Source organism: Leifsonia sp. 1010, from assembly GCF_031455295.1.
GTDB lineage: Bacteria > Actinomycetota > Actinomycetes > Actinomycetales > Microbacteriaceae > Leifsonia.
In genome coordinates this window covers 165,029-179,626 of the sequence record NZ_JAVDSL010000002.1, presented here as the reverse complement: position 1 = coordinate 179,626, position 14,598 = coordinate 165,029, and the positions used below count along the sequence as shown (strand labels likewise).

General features: G+C 70.4%; 15 protein-coding genes and 1 tRNA gene. 4 read left to right on the top strand and 12 right to left on the bottom strand.

All coding sequences use genetic code 11. The annotated features are described in order from the left end of the window. The first annotated feature begins 4 nt into the window (after positions 1–4). Positions 5–613 carry a DUF1349 domain-containing protein gene (locus J2Y42_RS11590; RefSeq protein ID WP_309858589.1) on the top strand — a complete coding sequence of 203 codons (609 nt, stop codon included), beginning with the start codon at positions 5–7 and terminating at the stop codon, positions 611–613. Between the two features lie 36 nt (positions 614–649). Here the strand turns inward: J2Y42_RS11590 and J2Y42_RS11585 are convergent, their stop codons facing one another. Next, positions 650–976, bottom strand: a complete 327-nt coding sequence (locus tag J2Y42_RS11585; protein WP_309858587.1) for a hypothetical protein — start codon at positions 974–976, stop codon at positions 650–652. Positions 977–1,088: 112 nt separating this feature from the next. On the opposite strand from J2Y42_RS11585, the gene J2Y42_RS11580 reads away from it, so the two are divergent. Beyond that, positions 1,089–1,415, top strand: a complete 327-nt coding sequence (locus J2Y42_RS11580) for a hypothetical protein (RefSeq protein ID WP_309858584.1) — start codon at positions 1,089–1,091, stop codon at positions 1,413–1,415. 100 nt (positions 1,416–1,515) lie between these two features. Here J2Y42_RS11580 and J2Y42_RS11575 read toward each other — a convergent pair whose 3' ends face one another. Continuing rightward, the gene (locus J2Y42_RS11575) at positions 1,516–1,995 is read right to left on the bottom strand and encodes a hypothetical protein (protein ID WP_309858582.1); all 480 of its coding nucleotides are present in this window, start codon (positions 1,993–1,995) and stop codon (positions 1,516–1,518) included. A gap of 2 nt (positions 1,996–1,997) precedes the next feature. Continuing rightward, the gene (locus J2Y42_RS11570; protein WP_309858580.1) at positions 1,998–2,711 is read right to left on the bottom strand and encodes a DUF1275 family protein; all 714 of its coding nucleotides are present in this window, start codon (positions 2,709–2,711) and stop codon (positions 1,998–2,000) included. Positions 2,712–2,917: 206 nt separating this feature from the next. Between J2Y42_RS11570 and J2Y42_RS11565 the strand changes: the two genes are divergently transcribed. Next, positions 2,918–3,607, top strand: a complete 690-nt coding sequence (locus J2Y42_RS11565; RefSeq protein ID WP_309858577.1) for an alpha/beta hydrolase — start codon at positions 2,918–2,920, stop codon at positions 3,605–3,607. 49 nt (positions 3,608–3,656) lie between these two features. Here the strand turns inward: J2Y42_RS11565 and J2Y42_RS11560 are convergent. The 8 genes from J2Y42_RS11560 to J2Y42_RS11525 all read right to left on the bottom strand — a co-directional run bounded on the left by J2Y42_RS11560 (position 3,657) and on the right by J2Y42_RS11525 (position 11,920). Beyond that, positions 3,657–3,728, bottom strand: a tRNA-Gln gene (locus J2Y42_RS11560). Between the two features lie 57 nt (positions 3,729–3,785). Then, on the bottom strand, positions 3,786–4,751 hold the full coding sequence (locus J2Y42_RS11555) for an NAD(P)/FAD-dependent oxidoreductase (protein WP_309858574.1): 966 nt from the start codon (positions 4,749–4,751) through the stop codon (positions 3,786–3,788). Between the two features lie 4 nt (positions 4,752–4,755). Continuing rightward, positions 4,756–6,273, bottom strand: a complete 1,518-nt coding sequence (gltX, locus tag J2Y42_RS11550) for a glutamate--tRNA ligase (RefSeq protein ID WP_309858571.1) — start codon at positions 6,271–6,273, stop codon at positions 4,756–4,758. Positions 6,274–6,297: 24 nt separating this feature from the next. Next, positions 6,298–7,083, bottom strand: a complete 786-nt coding sequence (locus J2Y42_RS11545) for a fumarylacetoacetate hydrolase family protein (protein WP_309858569.1) — start codon at positions 7,081–7,083, stop codon at positions 6,298–6,300. Next, positions 7,080–7,955 carry a 2-dehydropantoate 2-reductase N-terminal domain-containing protein gene (locus J2Y42_RS11540; RefSeq protein ID WP_309858566.1) on the bottom strand — a complete coding sequence of 292 codons (876 nt, stop codon included), beginning with the start codon at positions 7,953–7,955 and terminating at the stop codon, positions 7,080–7,082. Before J2Y42_RS11540 ends, J2Y42_RS11545 begins: the two co-directional genes overlap by 4 nt. Before the next feature lie 153 nt (positions 7,956–8,108). After that, the gene (locus J2Y42_RS11535; protein ID WP_309858563.1) at positions 8,109–9,239 is read right to left on the bottom strand and encodes a branched-chain amino acid aminotransferase; all 1,131 of its coding nucleotides are present in this window, start codon (positions 9,237–9,239) and stop codon (positions 8,109–8,111) included. A 25-nt stretch (positions 9,240–9,264) separates the two neighbouring features. After that, entirely contained in the window at positions 9,265–10,320 is a 1,056-nt protein-coding gene (locus tag J2Y42_RS11530; protein WP_309858559.1) for a 3-isopropylmalate dehydrogenase, read from the bottom strand. A gap of 73 nt (positions 10,321–10,393) precedes the next feature. Further along, positions 10,394–11,920: an MFS transporter gene (locus tag J2Y42_RS11525; RefSeq protein WP_309858556.1), complete on the bottom strand. Its 1,527-nt coding sequence runs from the start codon at positions 11,918–11,920 to the stop codon at positions 10,394–10,396. 187 nt (positions 11,921–12,107) lie between these two features. On the opposite strand from J2Y42_RS11525, the gene J2Y42_RS11520 reads away from it, so the two are divergent. Continuing rightward, a complete protein-coding gene (locus tag J2Y42_RS11520; RefSeq protein ID WP_309858553.1) occupies positions 12,108–12,641 on the top strand; it encodes a helix-turn-helix domain-containing protein in 534 nt (177 codons plus the stop codon). Between the two features lie 254 nt (positions 12,642–12,895). Here J2Y42_RS11520 and serA read toward each other — a convergent pair whose 3' ends face one another. After that, positions 12,896–14,488 (bottom strand): phosphoglycerate dehydrogenase, encoded by a 1,593-nt coding sequence (serA, locus tag J2Y42_RS11515; RefSeq protein WP_309858550.1) that lies wholly within the window; start codon positions 14,486–14,488, stop codon positions 12,896–12,898. Positions 14,489–14,598 lie beyond the last annotated feature (110 nt).

Here is a 14,598-nt window from a genome sequence, read left to right as displayed (position 1 = left end):
CGGTATGTCGATCAGCATCCCCGCCCTGCCCGAGCTCTCCTGGACCCACACCTCCGGCGACGCCGAGTACGACCCCTCGACCGAGGCGCTGACTCTGACGGCGGCAGCGGGAGTCGACTGGTCCAACGACGCGCTCGGCGCGCACTCGCAGCACGCCGCAACCGCCCTCACCTTCGGCGGCCCGGCCGGCGACTTCACGCTGTCCGCGCGGATCCGCGTCACCGGGCCGCGCACCACCTTCGACGCCGGTGCGCTCGTGCTGTGGAGCGACGACGACCATTGGGCGAAGCTGTGCTTCGAGTACTCGCCGCAGGGTCAGCCGATGGTGGTGAGCGTCGTCACCGACCGGTACTCGGACGACTGCAACAGCACTTGCGTGACCAGCGGCGAGGTCTTCCTGCGCGTCGCGCGCGTCGGGGAGGCGTGGGCGTTCCACTCGTCGGCTGACGGCATCCACTGGGACTTCGTCCGCCTGTTCCGACTCGATGCCGGCGCAGGCGCCTGGAAGCTCGGCTTCCTGTCGCAGGCGCCGATGGGCGACACCTGCACCGCGACCTTCGACAGGATCGCACTCCGACAGGACCGCCTCGCCGACCTCCGCAACGGGGAGTGAGGGCCTCCGAGACCCTCATCCATGCGCCGGTCGAGGCTAGTGCGACCCCAACTGCGATCCGGCCAGCGAGTACCCGCCGTTCGGGTTGCGGGAGGGCTCCGGCTCGTCGAAACGCGGGTTCGCCTTGCCCCGGAGGCTCTCAACCGGCACGCGCAGACGCCGCGCCGCGATGATGGCAGCCACCGCGGCCGCGAGCAGCACGACACCGCTCGCCACGAGCAGCCAGCCGACCGCTTCGCCCCGGGTGAGCAGCACAACGCCCCACGGCCCCGTCAGCCACGCTCCGGCAGCCGCGAGAATCGCCAGCACCACCAGTAGCGCAGTCCTCCGGCGCCGCCGCTCGTCCCGCTGCAGTTCAGCCATCAGTGCGTTCATACGCCACCCCCTGTCCACACCCTAGCGGCGCGGCGACCGGCCAGGAAGCCTTGCCGGGCCCTATCGCCGGGCATTGGATGGTGTCGACGAAGGGAGATCCATGTCAACGGATCAGTACCACGAGCCCCCCGAGGAGCTCAGCGCGGAGACGAGGACGTTCGCTCGGATGTGCGCCAGCCTCTCCGAGGAGGCGGAGGCGATCGGCTGGTACGAGCAGCGCATCGCGGTTGAGAAGGACGACGTAGCGCGCGCGATCATGCTCGACTCGCTGGCGGAGGAGTACAAGCACTTCAGCATGGAGCTCGAGTTCCTGCTGCGGGCCGAGCCGCAGTGGCGGGAGACCGCCAGGGGCATCCTGTTCCAGGACGGCGACATCGTCCAGCACGGCGAGCAGGCCGAGGAGGCCGCCGAGGACGTCACCCCCTAAGCCCTCGCCCCTTTCTGCGCCGAGGTGCACGTTGTTGCGGTCGACACGCCGTGCGAGACCGCCACAACGTGCACTTCGGCGAGCTTCCGGCCCGACCGACTCACGCGTCGACGTGGATGAGGAACACCCACGCGCTGAGCACCCCGCCCACGAAGGCCACGAACACCGCCGGGACGAGCACATAGATGCCGGCCTCACCGACGACGACCATGAGGATGCCTGCGGCGAGCAGAGTCACGGAGGTCACCACGTTCGGGTTGACCCGCTGAATCGCGCGCCCGAGCGGGGTGGGCGACGGCCCGGTGGCCCGCCGGTCCAGCACGAGCAGCGTCACGGCTGTCAGCACCGCGAGGGCGATCACCTCGATGCCGAGAGCCCTCGCAGGCTGACCGGGCACGGCGAGGAGGACCGCCACCAGCAGCATCGAGGTGAAGAGACTCAGCGTCTGGGCCGCCCGGAGACGCAGTTCCATGGATCCGGCGATGACCTGGATCCGGATGGACACGGCCACGAAGAGCAGGCCGCGGAGGGCCGCCGCCGCACCGCCGACGATGGTGGCGAACACACCCCAGTCAGCCATCGTCACTCGCCGACGTCCGAACCGGGGCCGGGGATGAGCAGGCTCGTCGCGAGGAGCGCCGCCACCCATGCGACGACCGGGCCGAGGAGCGGTGCGAGCGCCAGCGCGGCCGTCGCGCACACGGCGCCGACCGGCAGAGCGAGCACCGAGAGCACTCGGATGCCCTGGCCGTGGGCGGTGCGCAGCGCAAGATCCTGCATCGTGGTGGTCAGCGTTCCCGTGACGTAGGTGGTGGTCACTCCATCCACATCGGAGAGCTTCTTCGCCGCCACGGTCTGCAGTGCCAGCGCTGCCGCGGAGAGAGCGATGACCACGCAACGCTCCACCGTGCTGTCGGCGCCGGGCAGCACCATCCAGATCACGACGACGACCGTCTGCACGCCCACGGACGGCAGCACCAGTCGACGGAACGCCCGTCGTGCCGTCGCTGAGACGGTCGTCGGGGCGCGCGTGAGCCGGAATGCGGTATAGAGCACGCCCACGAACGAGACGATGGCCACGCCGGCCGTCAGAAGGGTCAGCGCGAACTGCGGCCGGGTGAACATGCCGCTCAGGATCAGGTTGCCCGTCATGTTCGCCGTGAAGATCCCGCCGAGGGCGAGGAAAGCGAAGGCATCGGCCGCGCCCGCCGAGAAGGACAGCAGAATCAGGGCCAGGTGGATGCGGCGCACCCGTCCGGGATGAGTCGACTGGACGAGTTCCGGCGTACCGGTCACATCGAGCCGATCGGAGACGGTTCTTCGGTCATGGGTCGCTCTCTCCTGGGGCGATGGTGCCGGAGCGGTGCTCGTTCGGGTGGCCGTCAAAGTAGCAGGTTCCGCCCGCGCTCCACCAGATCCGTCACGATCTGCTTCTGTTGTCGCGGCGGGTGACCCTGCTACCGTGCTGCCACGCTCCACCCGCTCGGCTGAAAGAGGTCGGAATGCCTGAAGCTGCACCCAACGTCGTTCTCGTCCACGGCGCCTACGCCGACGGCTCGTCCTGGTCGAAGGTGATCCCCCGCCTACAGGCCGCTGGTCTGGGGGTGACGGCGGTGCAACATCCCCTCACCACACTCCAGGACGGCGTCGAGATCACCCGGCGCGCCATCGCCCTGAACCCCGGCCCGACCGTGCTCGTCGGGCACTCGTTCGCCGGAATGATCGTGACAGAGGCCGGCATCGACCCGGCCGTCTCAGCGCTCGTGTACGTCGCGGCTCGGGCGCCCGACGCCGGAGAGGACTACGGCGCGCTCGCCAAGACCTACCCTCTACCGCCCGCATCCGCCGGGGTGGTGTGGTCCGAGGGACGGGGTCGTCTCAGCGAGGAGGCCTTCCTGCGCGACTTCGCCGGCGACCTCCCGCCGGAGGAGGCGCGGGTTCTGTACGCAGTGCAGGGACCGATCTCCGACACGCTTTTCTCCGGCAGGACCACGCACGCCGCCTGGCGCGACAAGCCGAGCTGGTACGCGGTCTCGACGGAGGACCGGACGATCAACCCCGACCTCGAGCGCTTCATGGCGAAACGGATGGGCGCCACCACCATCGAAATCGCCGCCAGCCACGTCTCGCTCGTCTCGCATCCGGCGGAGGTCTCCGACCTCATCCTTGCCGCGGCCCGATGGGCCGCCTGACCGCTCAGAAGGGCAACAAAAAAGCCCCGGAGAACCGGGGCGCTTCTTGCTGGGGTACCTGGACTCGAACCAAGAACAACTGAACCAGAATCAGCCGTGTTGCCAATTACACCATACCCCACCGGCCTGAACCGTAGTCCGGGCACGAGAAACAACTCTATCCTACCGGCAGGCCGGACTACAAAACGGGGGCGTCCTCCAGCGAGAGCCCGATGAGGTCGCGGTTGACGGCCGCCGCGACCACCGCTCCGGAGCCCGCGGCGACGATCAGCTGCTGCGGTCCGGGTGCCGTCGTCTCCCCCGCCGCGTACACGCCGGGCAGCGACGTGCGGCCGTCCGCGTCGGTCAGCAGGTAGCCGTCGGCGTCTCGATCGAGGTCCAGGGCATCCACGAACGACAGGGAGGGCGACCACACCGGGCGCAGGAATCCGCCGGCCCGCTCGACGACCGTGCCGTCCGCGAGCCTGACGCCGGTCATGACGCCCTTCTCGCCGACCACGTCGTCGATCGGGCGGCGTTCGACCCGCACTCCGAGGCGGGCGAGTGTGCGCTCCTCGTCCTCGCCGACGGGCGCGACGCCGTTGGTGAAGACGATCAGATCGTCGGTCCACTGGGTGAGCAGGAGGGCGCGCTCAGCCAGGTCGTCGGTCTCGCCGATCAGGGCGAGCGGCTGACCGGCAGACTCGAAGCCGTCGCACTCGATGCAGCTGTGCAGCTGGGTGCCGTAGAACGCGCGGATGCTCGGGATGGCCGGCATCGTCTCCGTCACACCGGTCGCGATGAGCACGGTGTCCGTGCGCACGTCGACGTCCGCGCCCCCGCGCACCCCGCGGGCCGTGACCCGGAAGCCGTCGCCCTCCACCGAGACCGCGCCGACCTGGGCGAAGACGACGGTCGCGTTGTCGTACGCGTCCACTTCCTCCCGGCCCATCCGGCGCAGCTCCAGCGGGCTGACACCGTCGCGGGTGAGGAACCCGTGGGCGAGCAGGGTCGCCGCGTGACGCGGGCGATTTCCGTCGACCACGAGCACGCGTCGCCGGGCGCGAGCGAGGTTCAGTGCCGCGGACAGCCCAGCGGGGCCACCCCCGATGACGACGACCTCGTAGGACGGCTCGAGAGCCGGCGTCGCGGTCACACCGGTCATCGCGCTAGCCCAGGTCCGCCGACAGCCGGTCGAGCCGCGCGATGGTCTCCGCCTTGCCCAGGATCTCCATCGACTCGAACAGCGGCGGCGACACGCGGCGGCCCGAGAGCGCCACCCGCAGCGGGCCGAACGCGACGCGCGGCTTCAGCGCCATCCCCTCGACCAGGGCGTCGCGCAGCGCGGACTCGATGGCCTCGTGGTTCCACTCCGCCTCGGGCACCAGCTCCAGCGCACCGAGGGACGCGGCCAGCACCTCGCCCGCGTTGTCCGGCAGCGAGGCGCGGGCGTCGGGCTCGACCGCGAGGGACGCGGCGTCGGTGAAGAGGAAGCCGAGCATCCCGGGCGTCTCGCCCAGCAGCTGCACGCGCTCCTGAACCAGCGGCGCCGCCTGCGCGAGCACCTCGTGCTGGGCGGGCGTCAGCGGCTCCTCGACCACGCCGGCCGCGGCCAGGTACGGGATGGTGCGCTCGGCGAAGTCGGCCACATCCAAGAGCCGGATGTGGTCGCCGTTGATCGACTCCGCCTTCTTCAGGTCGAAGCGCGCCGGGTTCGGGTTGACGTCCTTCACGTCGAACGCCGCCACCATCTCCTCCAGCGAGAAGACGTCGCGGTCGTGCGTCAGCGACCAGCCGAGCAGCGCCAGGTAGTTCACCAGGCCCTCGTGGATGAAACCACGGTCGCGGTGATGGAACAGGTTCGACTCGGGGTCGCGCTTGGAGAGCTTCTTGTTGCCCTCCCCCATCACGTACGGGAGGTGGCCGAACCGCGGGACGAACGTGGTCACTCCCGCGTCGATCAGCGCGTGGTAGAGCGCGATCTGGCGCGGGGTCGACGACAGCAGGTCCTCGCCGCGGAGCACGTGCGTGATGCCCATGAGCGCGTCGTCGACCGGGTTCACGAACGTGTACAGCGGGTGGCCGTTGGGGCGCACCACGACGAAGTCGCTGAACGACCCGGCCTTGAAGGTGATCTCGCCGCGCACCAGGTCGTCGAAGCTCAGGTCGTCGTCCGGCACGCGCAGGCGCAGGGCCGGCTCGCGGCCCTCGGCGCGGTAGGCGGCCTTCTGCTCGTCGGTGAGGTCGCGCTCGAAGTTGTCGTAGCCGAGCTTCGGGTCGCGGCCGAGCGACACGTTGCGCGCCTCGATCTCCTCCGCCGTCGCGAAGCTCTCGTAGATGTGGCCGGAATCGCGCAGCTTCTGGATGAGGTCGCTGTAGATGCCGTACCGCTGCGACTGCCGGTACGGGCCGTGCGGGCCCCCGACGTCGATGCCCTCGTCCCAGTCGAGGCGCAGCCAGCGCAGCGCATCCAGGATCTGCTGGTAGCTCTCCTCGCTGTCGCGGGCGGCGTCGGTGTCCTCGATGCGGAACACCATCTTCCCGCCCGTGTGGCGCGCGTACGCCCAGTTGAACAGGGCGGTGCGGATCAGGCCGACGTGCGGAGTACCGGTCGGCGACGGGCAGAAGCGCACGCGCACATCGGCGCCGGTGGCCTCGGAGAACGGGTGAGCGATCGAGTCAGACATACGTCTTCGATCCTACCGGGGAGGCTACTTCGGGGCGCGCACCGGATTCACCAGCGACCCGACGCCCTCGACCTCCACTTCGACGGTGTCGCCGGCCTTCATCGGGCCGATCCCGGACGGCGTCCCGGTGAGGATGACGTCGCCCGGCAGCAGCGTGAACACGCTCGACGCGTACGCGATGATCGACGGGATGTCGTGCACCATGTCCGAGATCGGCGCCTCCTGCTTGAGCTCGCCGTTGAGGCGGGTCCGCAGCACGGCGTCGGGCGCGAGCTCGGTCTCGATCACCGGGCCGAGCGGGCAGAAGGTGTCGAAGCCCTTCGCGCGCGTCCACTGGCCGTCCTTCTCCTGCAGGTCGCGGGCGGTGACGTCGTTCGCGACGGTGTAGCCGAAGATGTGGCCGGCGGCGTCCTCCGCACGGACGTTGCGGGCGATCTTGCCGATCACCACGGCCAGCTCGCCCTCATAGTCGACGCGCTCGGACTGCGGCGGCACCACGATCGCGTCGCCGAGGCCGATCACGGCCGTGTTCGGCTTCAGGAACAGCAACGGCTCCCCCGGCGCCTCCCCGCCCATCTCGGCGGCGTGCTCGCGGTAGTTCTTGCCGACCGCGACGACCTTCGAGCGCGGGATGACCGGAGCGAGCAGCGAGCCGACCTTGCCCAGCGGGACGCGCTCCCCGGTGGTCTCGAATCCCACGAACATCGGGTCGCCGGCGAGCACGACCAGGGCGTCCTCGTCGACGATGCCGTAGTCGATGGCGGGCGTCGATGAGCCTTCGCGGGTGTGGCTGAAACGTGCGATCTTCACGCGTTCGAGCCTAGCGCCGACAGGATGCGCGCAAGGGAGGGCGTCGGGATGCCGTGCCGCTCGCCGATGCGCAGGAGCGCTCCGCCGATGGCGTCGAGCTCGCTCGGGGCGTCGGCGGCGAGGTCCTCCTGGAGCGAGGTGCGCATCCCGCCGGGCACGCTGCGGAGGGCGCGGACCAGGTCGAGCTCGGACGTGGGGACCCCCTCGGCGGCCGAGCAGGCGACCACCTCACGGACGACCCCCTCGGTCAGCTCGGGGTCCTCGCTGAGGGCCGACCCGGCCGGCTGCCGCCAATACGAGGTGAGGAGGGCGAGGGAGGCCAGCAGGCGGAACTTCGCCCAGAGGACCTCCGCCTCGCTCCCGCCGACGCGGACGCTCGGCCCGGCGTCGGTGAGCGCGACAACCGAGGCGAAGCCGGCCGCCGCCTGGGGCGCTTCGATGCCGACGAACGGGCTCCGGTGGTCGATGACGGTGGTGGATGCGCGCAGCGCCGACACCGCGATGGATGCGCCCGCGACCGGCACACCCGGAAGCGCAGAACGCAGCGGCTCCATGTGCTCGACGCCGTTGAGGAAGGAGATCACCTCGGCGGGTCGCGCCGCTACGACGCCGGGGAGCACGTCATCCAGCCCGTAGGCCTTCGTCGCGAGCAGGACGCTCGCCCCGGCGGGCACCTCCGTCACGGCCGGGACACGCTCGATCCCGTCGCCGAAGAGCTCGCTCCGCACCTCGATGCCGTCGCGCCGGATCGCCTCGACCGTGGCCGGGCGACCCACCGCGACCACGTCGTGTCCGGCCCGGTGCAACAACCACGCAAGGAGGCCGCCGACCGCGCCCGGTCCGACGACGGCGAACACGGTCCCGTCACCCATGCCTCGATGCTAGCCAGGGTTCGGCCCAAGGGCATGGCGTTCCGCAGGTATGCGAAAAGGAGGAGTCTGCGGCCGAACCGGCCGCAGACTCCTCCCTTTCACGCGAAACGCCGACCGACGGAGCAGAAACTCCTCCGTCCGCACAGCCGCGGACTACGCGTCGAGGCGGTACATCCAATTGTGGCGGTCGCGCTCGCGGCCGTACTGGATGTCCGTCAGCTCCTGGCGCAGCGACATCGTCAGCTCGCCGGGAGGCGCGGTGATGTCACCGACGGTGAACGTGTCCGACTTCAGCTCGCCGATCGGGGTGATCACCGCGGCCGTGCCGCACGCGAACACCTCGACGATGTCGCCCGACTCCACGCCGTCGCGCCACTCGTCGAGCGTCACCTTGCGGCGCTCGACGGCGTGACCGCGGTCGCGGGCGAGCTGCAACACCGAGTCGAGGGTGATGCCCTCGAGGATGCTGTCGGACTCGGGCGTGACCAGCGTGCCGTCCCTGCGCACGAGCACCACGTTCATCCCGCCGAGCTCTTCGAGGTACTTGCCCTCGACCGAGTCGAGGAAGAGCACCTGGGCGCAACCGTGCTCGTACGCCTCCGACTGCGGGAGCAGGCTCGAGGCGTAGTTGCCGCCGGTCTTTGCCGCACCCGTTCCGCCCTTGCCGGCGCGCGACCAGCGGTCGGACAGCCAGATGGACACCGGGGCGACGCCGCTCGGGAAGTACGCGCCCGCCGGGCTCGCGATCAGGTAGTACGCGACCTTGTTGGCCGGGCGCACACCGAGGAACGCCTCCTTGGCGAACATGAACGGCCGGAGGTACAGGCTCGTCTCCGGGGCGTCCGGCACCCAGTCGCCGTCGACGGCGATGAGCTGCTTGATCGAGTCGAGGAAGTGCTCGACGGGCAGCTCGGGAAGCGCGAGGCGGTAGGCCGAGCGCTGCATGCGGGCGGCGTTCGCCTCCGGGCGGAAGCCCCAGATCGAGCCGTCCTCGTGGCGGTACGCCTTCAGGCCCTCGAAGATCTCTTGCGCGTAGTGGAACACCGCGGCCGACGGCTCGAGCTGGATGGGGCCGTAGGGCGACACGCGCGGACGGTGCCACCCTCCCTTGGCCGACCAGCAGATGTCGACCATGTGGTCGGTGAAGTGGTTGCCGAAGCCGGGGTCCGCGAGGATCTCGGCGCGAGTCGCCGCGTCTCGGGCGGCCTCGTTGCGGGTGACGTTCCAGAGCAGGCCCGAGGTCTCGGTGGGTCCGCTGGTGAGGGAGATGCTGGTCGAAGTCATGACAGGTCCTTTATGCGACGGTGAATCAATTCTGCGCCACTCGTGCGGCGATCGCTGCGCCGATCTCGGAGGTCGTTCGCGCAGCGCCCGTGCGGGCGGCGAGGTCGGCGGTCACCGCCTGCTCCACGCGTTCGGCGAGCTCCTTCTCGCCGAGGTGGCGGAGCAGGAGCGCCGTGGAGAGGATGGCGGCGGTGGGGTCGGCCTTCTGCTGGCCGGCGATGTCGGGGGCCGATCCGTGAACCGGCTCGAACATGCTCGGAAAGGCCCCGGCCGGGTTGATGTTGCCCGAGGCCGCCAGCCCGATGCCGCCGCTGATCGCGGCCGCGAGGTCGGTGAGGATGTCGCCGAAGAGGTTGTCCGTGACGATCACATCGAATCTAGCAGGATCCGTGACCAGGAAGATCGTCGCGGCGTCGACGTGGAGGTAGTCGACCGTGACGTCGGGATGCTCGGCGGCCACCGCATCCACGACCCGCTTCCACAGCGAGCCCGCGAAGGTGAGCACATTGGTCTTGTGCACGAGCGTGAGCTTCCGCCTCCGCTGTGCGGCCTGGTCGAACGCGTAGCGGACGACGCGCTCGACGCCGTACGCAGTGTTCACCGAGACCTCGTTGGCGATCTCGTGTGGCGTGCCCTGCCGGATCGCGCCTCCGTTGCCGACGTACGGACCCTCCGTGCCCTCGCGCACGACGACGAAATCGACGTCGCCGGGGTTCGCGAGGGGACTGGCGATGCCCGGGAAGAGCGTCGTCGGGCGCAGGTTCACGTAGTGGTCGAGCGAGAACCGCAGTTTCAGGAGGAGTCCGCGCTCGATGTTCGCGCCCGCCAGGCGGGGGTCGCCCGGCACGCCGCCGACAGCGCCGAGCAGGATGGCGTCGTGGGCCGTGATGGACTCCAGGTCGGCGTCCGTCAGGACGTCGCCCGTCGCCAGGTAGCGGTCCGCCCCGAGCGAGAAGTGGGTCTTCTCGAACGCGAGCCCGCTCCCCTCCGTCACCGCGTCGAGCACCGTAACGGCCTCGGCGATGACCTCCGGACCGATCCCGTCCCCGGGGATGACGGCGAGCTTGACGGTACGGGACATGGCACTCCTGCGCTGGTCGATGGGCGGAACCGGTAGTGCCACCCTATCGCCGCGCCACGACATCCACCCGCGCTCAGGAGCGCACGTGACGCAGGGTGATGAGGGCGACCAGCGCGGCGCTCGCCACCAGGACGATGCCGATCACCGCGGTGATCCCGACGCCGCTGTCGAACGCAGCGCGCGCCGAGGCCAGCAGCTGCTCGCCGAGCGGGCCGGGCAGGCCGGCCGCGACGGTGACCGCGCCGCCCAGGGTCTCCCCTGCGGCGTCGGCCTGCGCGGCGGTCAGTCCCTCCGGGACGACCAGCGTCGCCCGGTACGAGGCCGTGATCAACGTACCGAGCGTCGCCGTCCCGAGCACGGCTCCCAGCTCGTACGCCGTCTCCGACACCGCCGATGCGGCGCCCGCCTTGGCGGCAGGAGCGGTCGAGATGACGAGTTCGTTCGAGACCGTCTCGGCCCCGCCGATCCCCGCACCCAGCAGCACGAAGGCGGCCAGCAGGATGCTCCACGGCGCTCCCCCGCCGGTCAGCGCGACCAGCAGGTAGCCCGCGGCGGAGAGCGTCAGCCCGCCCGCGATCACGAGACCCGGCCGGATGCGACGGGCGATCGGAACGACGACGAGGCCGGCGACGATCATCGTGAGGAGGCCCGGCAGGAGCACGAGCCCCGACTGCAGCGGCGTCAGCCCGATCACGAGCTGGAGGTGCTGCGAGACGAAGAACAGGAAGCCGACGAGCGACACCACGCTCAGCAGGTTGACCACGACGGCACCGCTGAAGGCGGGTCGCGTGAACAGCCGCATATCGAGCATCGGAACCGGGCGTCGCAGCTGCCGCCGCACGAACAGGCAGCCGCAGCCGGCGCCGAGCGCGATCGCCAGCACGGCGACGAGCGAGAAGCCGTCGACCGCCAGCGCCTTGATGCCGTAGACGATGGGCGCCATGGTCAGGAGCGAGAGGACGATGCCGGGCACATCCACCGGCCCGGGCGCGGGATCACGCGACTCGCGCACGAGCAGGGGTGCGAGCACGAGCAGCGGGATGAGGACGGGCACCGCCAGCAGGAACACCGAGCCCCACCAGAAGTGCTCGAGGAGCACGCCTCCGACGATCGGGCCGAGCGCGGAGCCGGCCGCGAAGCCCGAGGCCCAGATCGCGATGGCGAGACGGCGCTGCTCGCGGTCGAGGAAGATGCTCCGCAGCAGCGACAGTGTCGACGGCATCAGCATCGCGCCGAAGACGCCGAGCGCGGCGCGGGCGGCGATGAGCGACTCGGCGGTCGGGGCGAAGGCCGCGACGGCTGATACGACCGCGAAGCCGGTGGCGCCGATGAGCAGCAGCCGGCGGCGGCCGATGCGGTCGCCGAGGCTGCCCATCGCCACGAGCAGCCCGGCGAGGACCAGCGGGTAGATGTCGACGATCCACAGCATCCCGGTCGCCGACGGGCGCAGCGCCTCGGAGATGGCCGGGAGGGCGAAGCTGAGCACGGTGTTGTCGACCGAGACCAGCAGCGTCGGCAGCATGAGGACGCCGAGTGCCGCCCAGCCGCGCACGCCCGCACGCGTGATCGCCGGGGTCGGGAGGGTCGGTGTCGTGGTCATAGCTCTACTGTACCGTCTGGACGGTACAGTAGCAAGATCATGCGGCTACCATGGGGGCATGCCGCCTGCCGCAGCGCCGTCCTCCCCCGCACCGCGCGAGTCCGCCGCGTCCCCCGCACACACGGCGCCCGCAGCCGGCGCCGCGACCGCAGCCGCCACCTCGTCCTCAGCGCCGTCAAGTGCGCCTGTGTCCGCTCGCGACCGCGTGCTCGACGCCTTCGAGGAGCTTCTCGCCGAGCAGAGCGAGCGCGCCGCGACCCTCGACGCCGTCGCCGCGCGTGCCGGCGTCTCGAAGGGCGGGCTGCTCTACCACTTCGCCTCCAAGGAGGCCCTGGCGGCGGGCGTGCTCGACCGCTTCGCCGCCCTCATCGACGAGGACGTCGCCGCGATGCGCGCCGCGCAGGACGGTCCGGTCGACTACTTCCTCCGGACGTCCATCCCGACCGACTCGCGCTTCGAGCGCGCGATCGTGGCGATCGCCCGGCTCGCGCAGGCCGCCGACCCTCAGGCCCGGGATGCGCTCGCCCGCGCGCAGCGGCGCTGGCTGGAAGTGCTGCAGGAGGCGGTGGGCGATCCGCTGGTCGCGCGGACCATCATGCTGATCGGCGACGGGATGTACTACAACACGGCGCTGCTCCCCGCGGCGAACAACGTGCTTCGCGACGAGACGGACATCGACGACCTGGTCGCCCTGATCCGCCGGTTCGCGGGCGACGCGTAGGCCGGAGTCCGGTCGCACGACGACTGTGGGCCGTGGTCTCAGAGCCGCACCACGGGCTCTGACCCCAAAAGCCACCGTCGGAGAAAGTGCCCCAAATCTCCGACTCAACGCGGTCCGGATGGATATCCGGACCGCATCGGCGCGGATCTCCGACGGAAGCCGGCGGAGGTCCGACGGAAGCGGGCTGGTCTCCGGCGGAGGCCGGCGCGGAGCGCGGGTCTCCGACCGCAGCGGCCGGAGACCCGCGACACCGATCAGGACTCGGTGATGTCGATCTCCTGCATCAGGTCGGCGTCGATCGCGAGGCGCACCTTCTCGAGCAGGCCGTCCGGCACCCGCGAGTCGACGGTGAGCACGCTGAGCGCCTTGCCGCCTGCCGAGGTCCGCGCGACCTGCATGCCCGCGATGTTGATCGCGGCCTCGCCGAACTCGCGGCCGTAGACCGCGACGATGCCGGGGCGGTCGTCGTAGACCATGACCACGAGGTGCTCGGCGACCGGCACCTCCACGTCGTAGCCGTTGATGCCGACGATCTTCTCGATCTGCTTCGGCCCGGTCAGAGTGCCCGACACCGAGATCTGCGAGCCGTCGCTGAGCGCGCCGCGCAGGGTGATCAGGTTGCGGTACTCCTCGCTCACCGAGTCGGTGATGAGGCGCACCTCGATGCCGCGCTGGTCGGCGAGCAGCGGGGCGTTCACGTACGACACCGTCTCGCTGACGATGTTGGTGAAGATGCCCTTCAGCGCAGCGAGCTTGAGCACGCTGACGTCGTAGTCGGCGAGCTCGCCGCGCACCTCGACGTCGACGCTCGTCACCGGGCTGCTGGCGAGCCCGGAGAACACCTGGCCGAGCTTCTCGACCAGCGGGATGCCGGGACGCACGTACGGGTCGATGACGCCGCCGGCGACGTTCACCGCGTCGGGCACGAGCTCGCCCGAGAGCGCCAGCCGAACGGAACGCGCGACCGAGACGCCCGCCTTCTCCTGCGCCTCGTCGGTGGAGGCGCCGAGGTGCGGCGTGACGACGACGTTCTCGAGCGCGAGCAGCGGCGAGTCCTGCGGGGGCTCCGAGACGAAGACGTCGAGGCCGGCGCCGGCGATCGTGCCGGTGGTCAGCGCGCGGTAGAGCGCATCCTCGTCGATCAGGCCGCCGCGGGCGACGTTGACGATGAACGCCGTCTTCTTCATCAGCGCCAGTTGGTCGTCGGAGATCATGCCGGTCGTCTCCGGCGTCTTCGGCATGTGGATGGTGATGAAATCGGACTGCGCGAGCAGCTCGTCGAGGGTGACCAGCTGGACGCCGAGCTGCTGCGCCCGCGCGCTCGTGACATAGGGATCGTAGGCGATGACGTTGGTGCCGAACGACTGCAGGCGCGCGGTGATGAGAGCGCCGATCCGGCCGAGGCCGATGATGCCGATCGTCTTCTCGTACAGCTCGACACCGGTGTACTTCGAGCGCTTCCACTGACCCTGTGCGAGAGCGTTGTGCGCGGCCGGGATGTGGCGGGCGAGGCTCAGGATGTGGCCGACCGTCAGCTCAGCCGCCGAGATGATGTTCGAGGTGGGCGCGTTGACGACCATGACGCCCGCGTTGGTCGCGGTCTTGATGTCGACGTTGTCGAGTCCGACGCCCGCGCGGGCCACGACCTTCAGCACCGGTGCGGCCGCGATGACCTCGGCGTCGACCTTGGTCGCGGAGCGCACCAGGATGGCGTCGGCGTCGGCGACCGCCGACAGGAGCGCCGGCCGGTCGGTCCCGTCCACCGAGCGGATCTCGAAGTCGGGCCCGAGGGCGTCGACGGTGGCGGGCGAGAGTTCTTCGGCGATCAGGACGACCGGCTTTGTCACGTGGCAGTTCCTTACAGAGTGCGAGGGCTGGCTTGGGAGGACTGCGCCACGGTCGGTGGGGCGCGGAACGGCTTAACTCTAGCGGGACGCCACCCCCGCCTTTCGCCGCG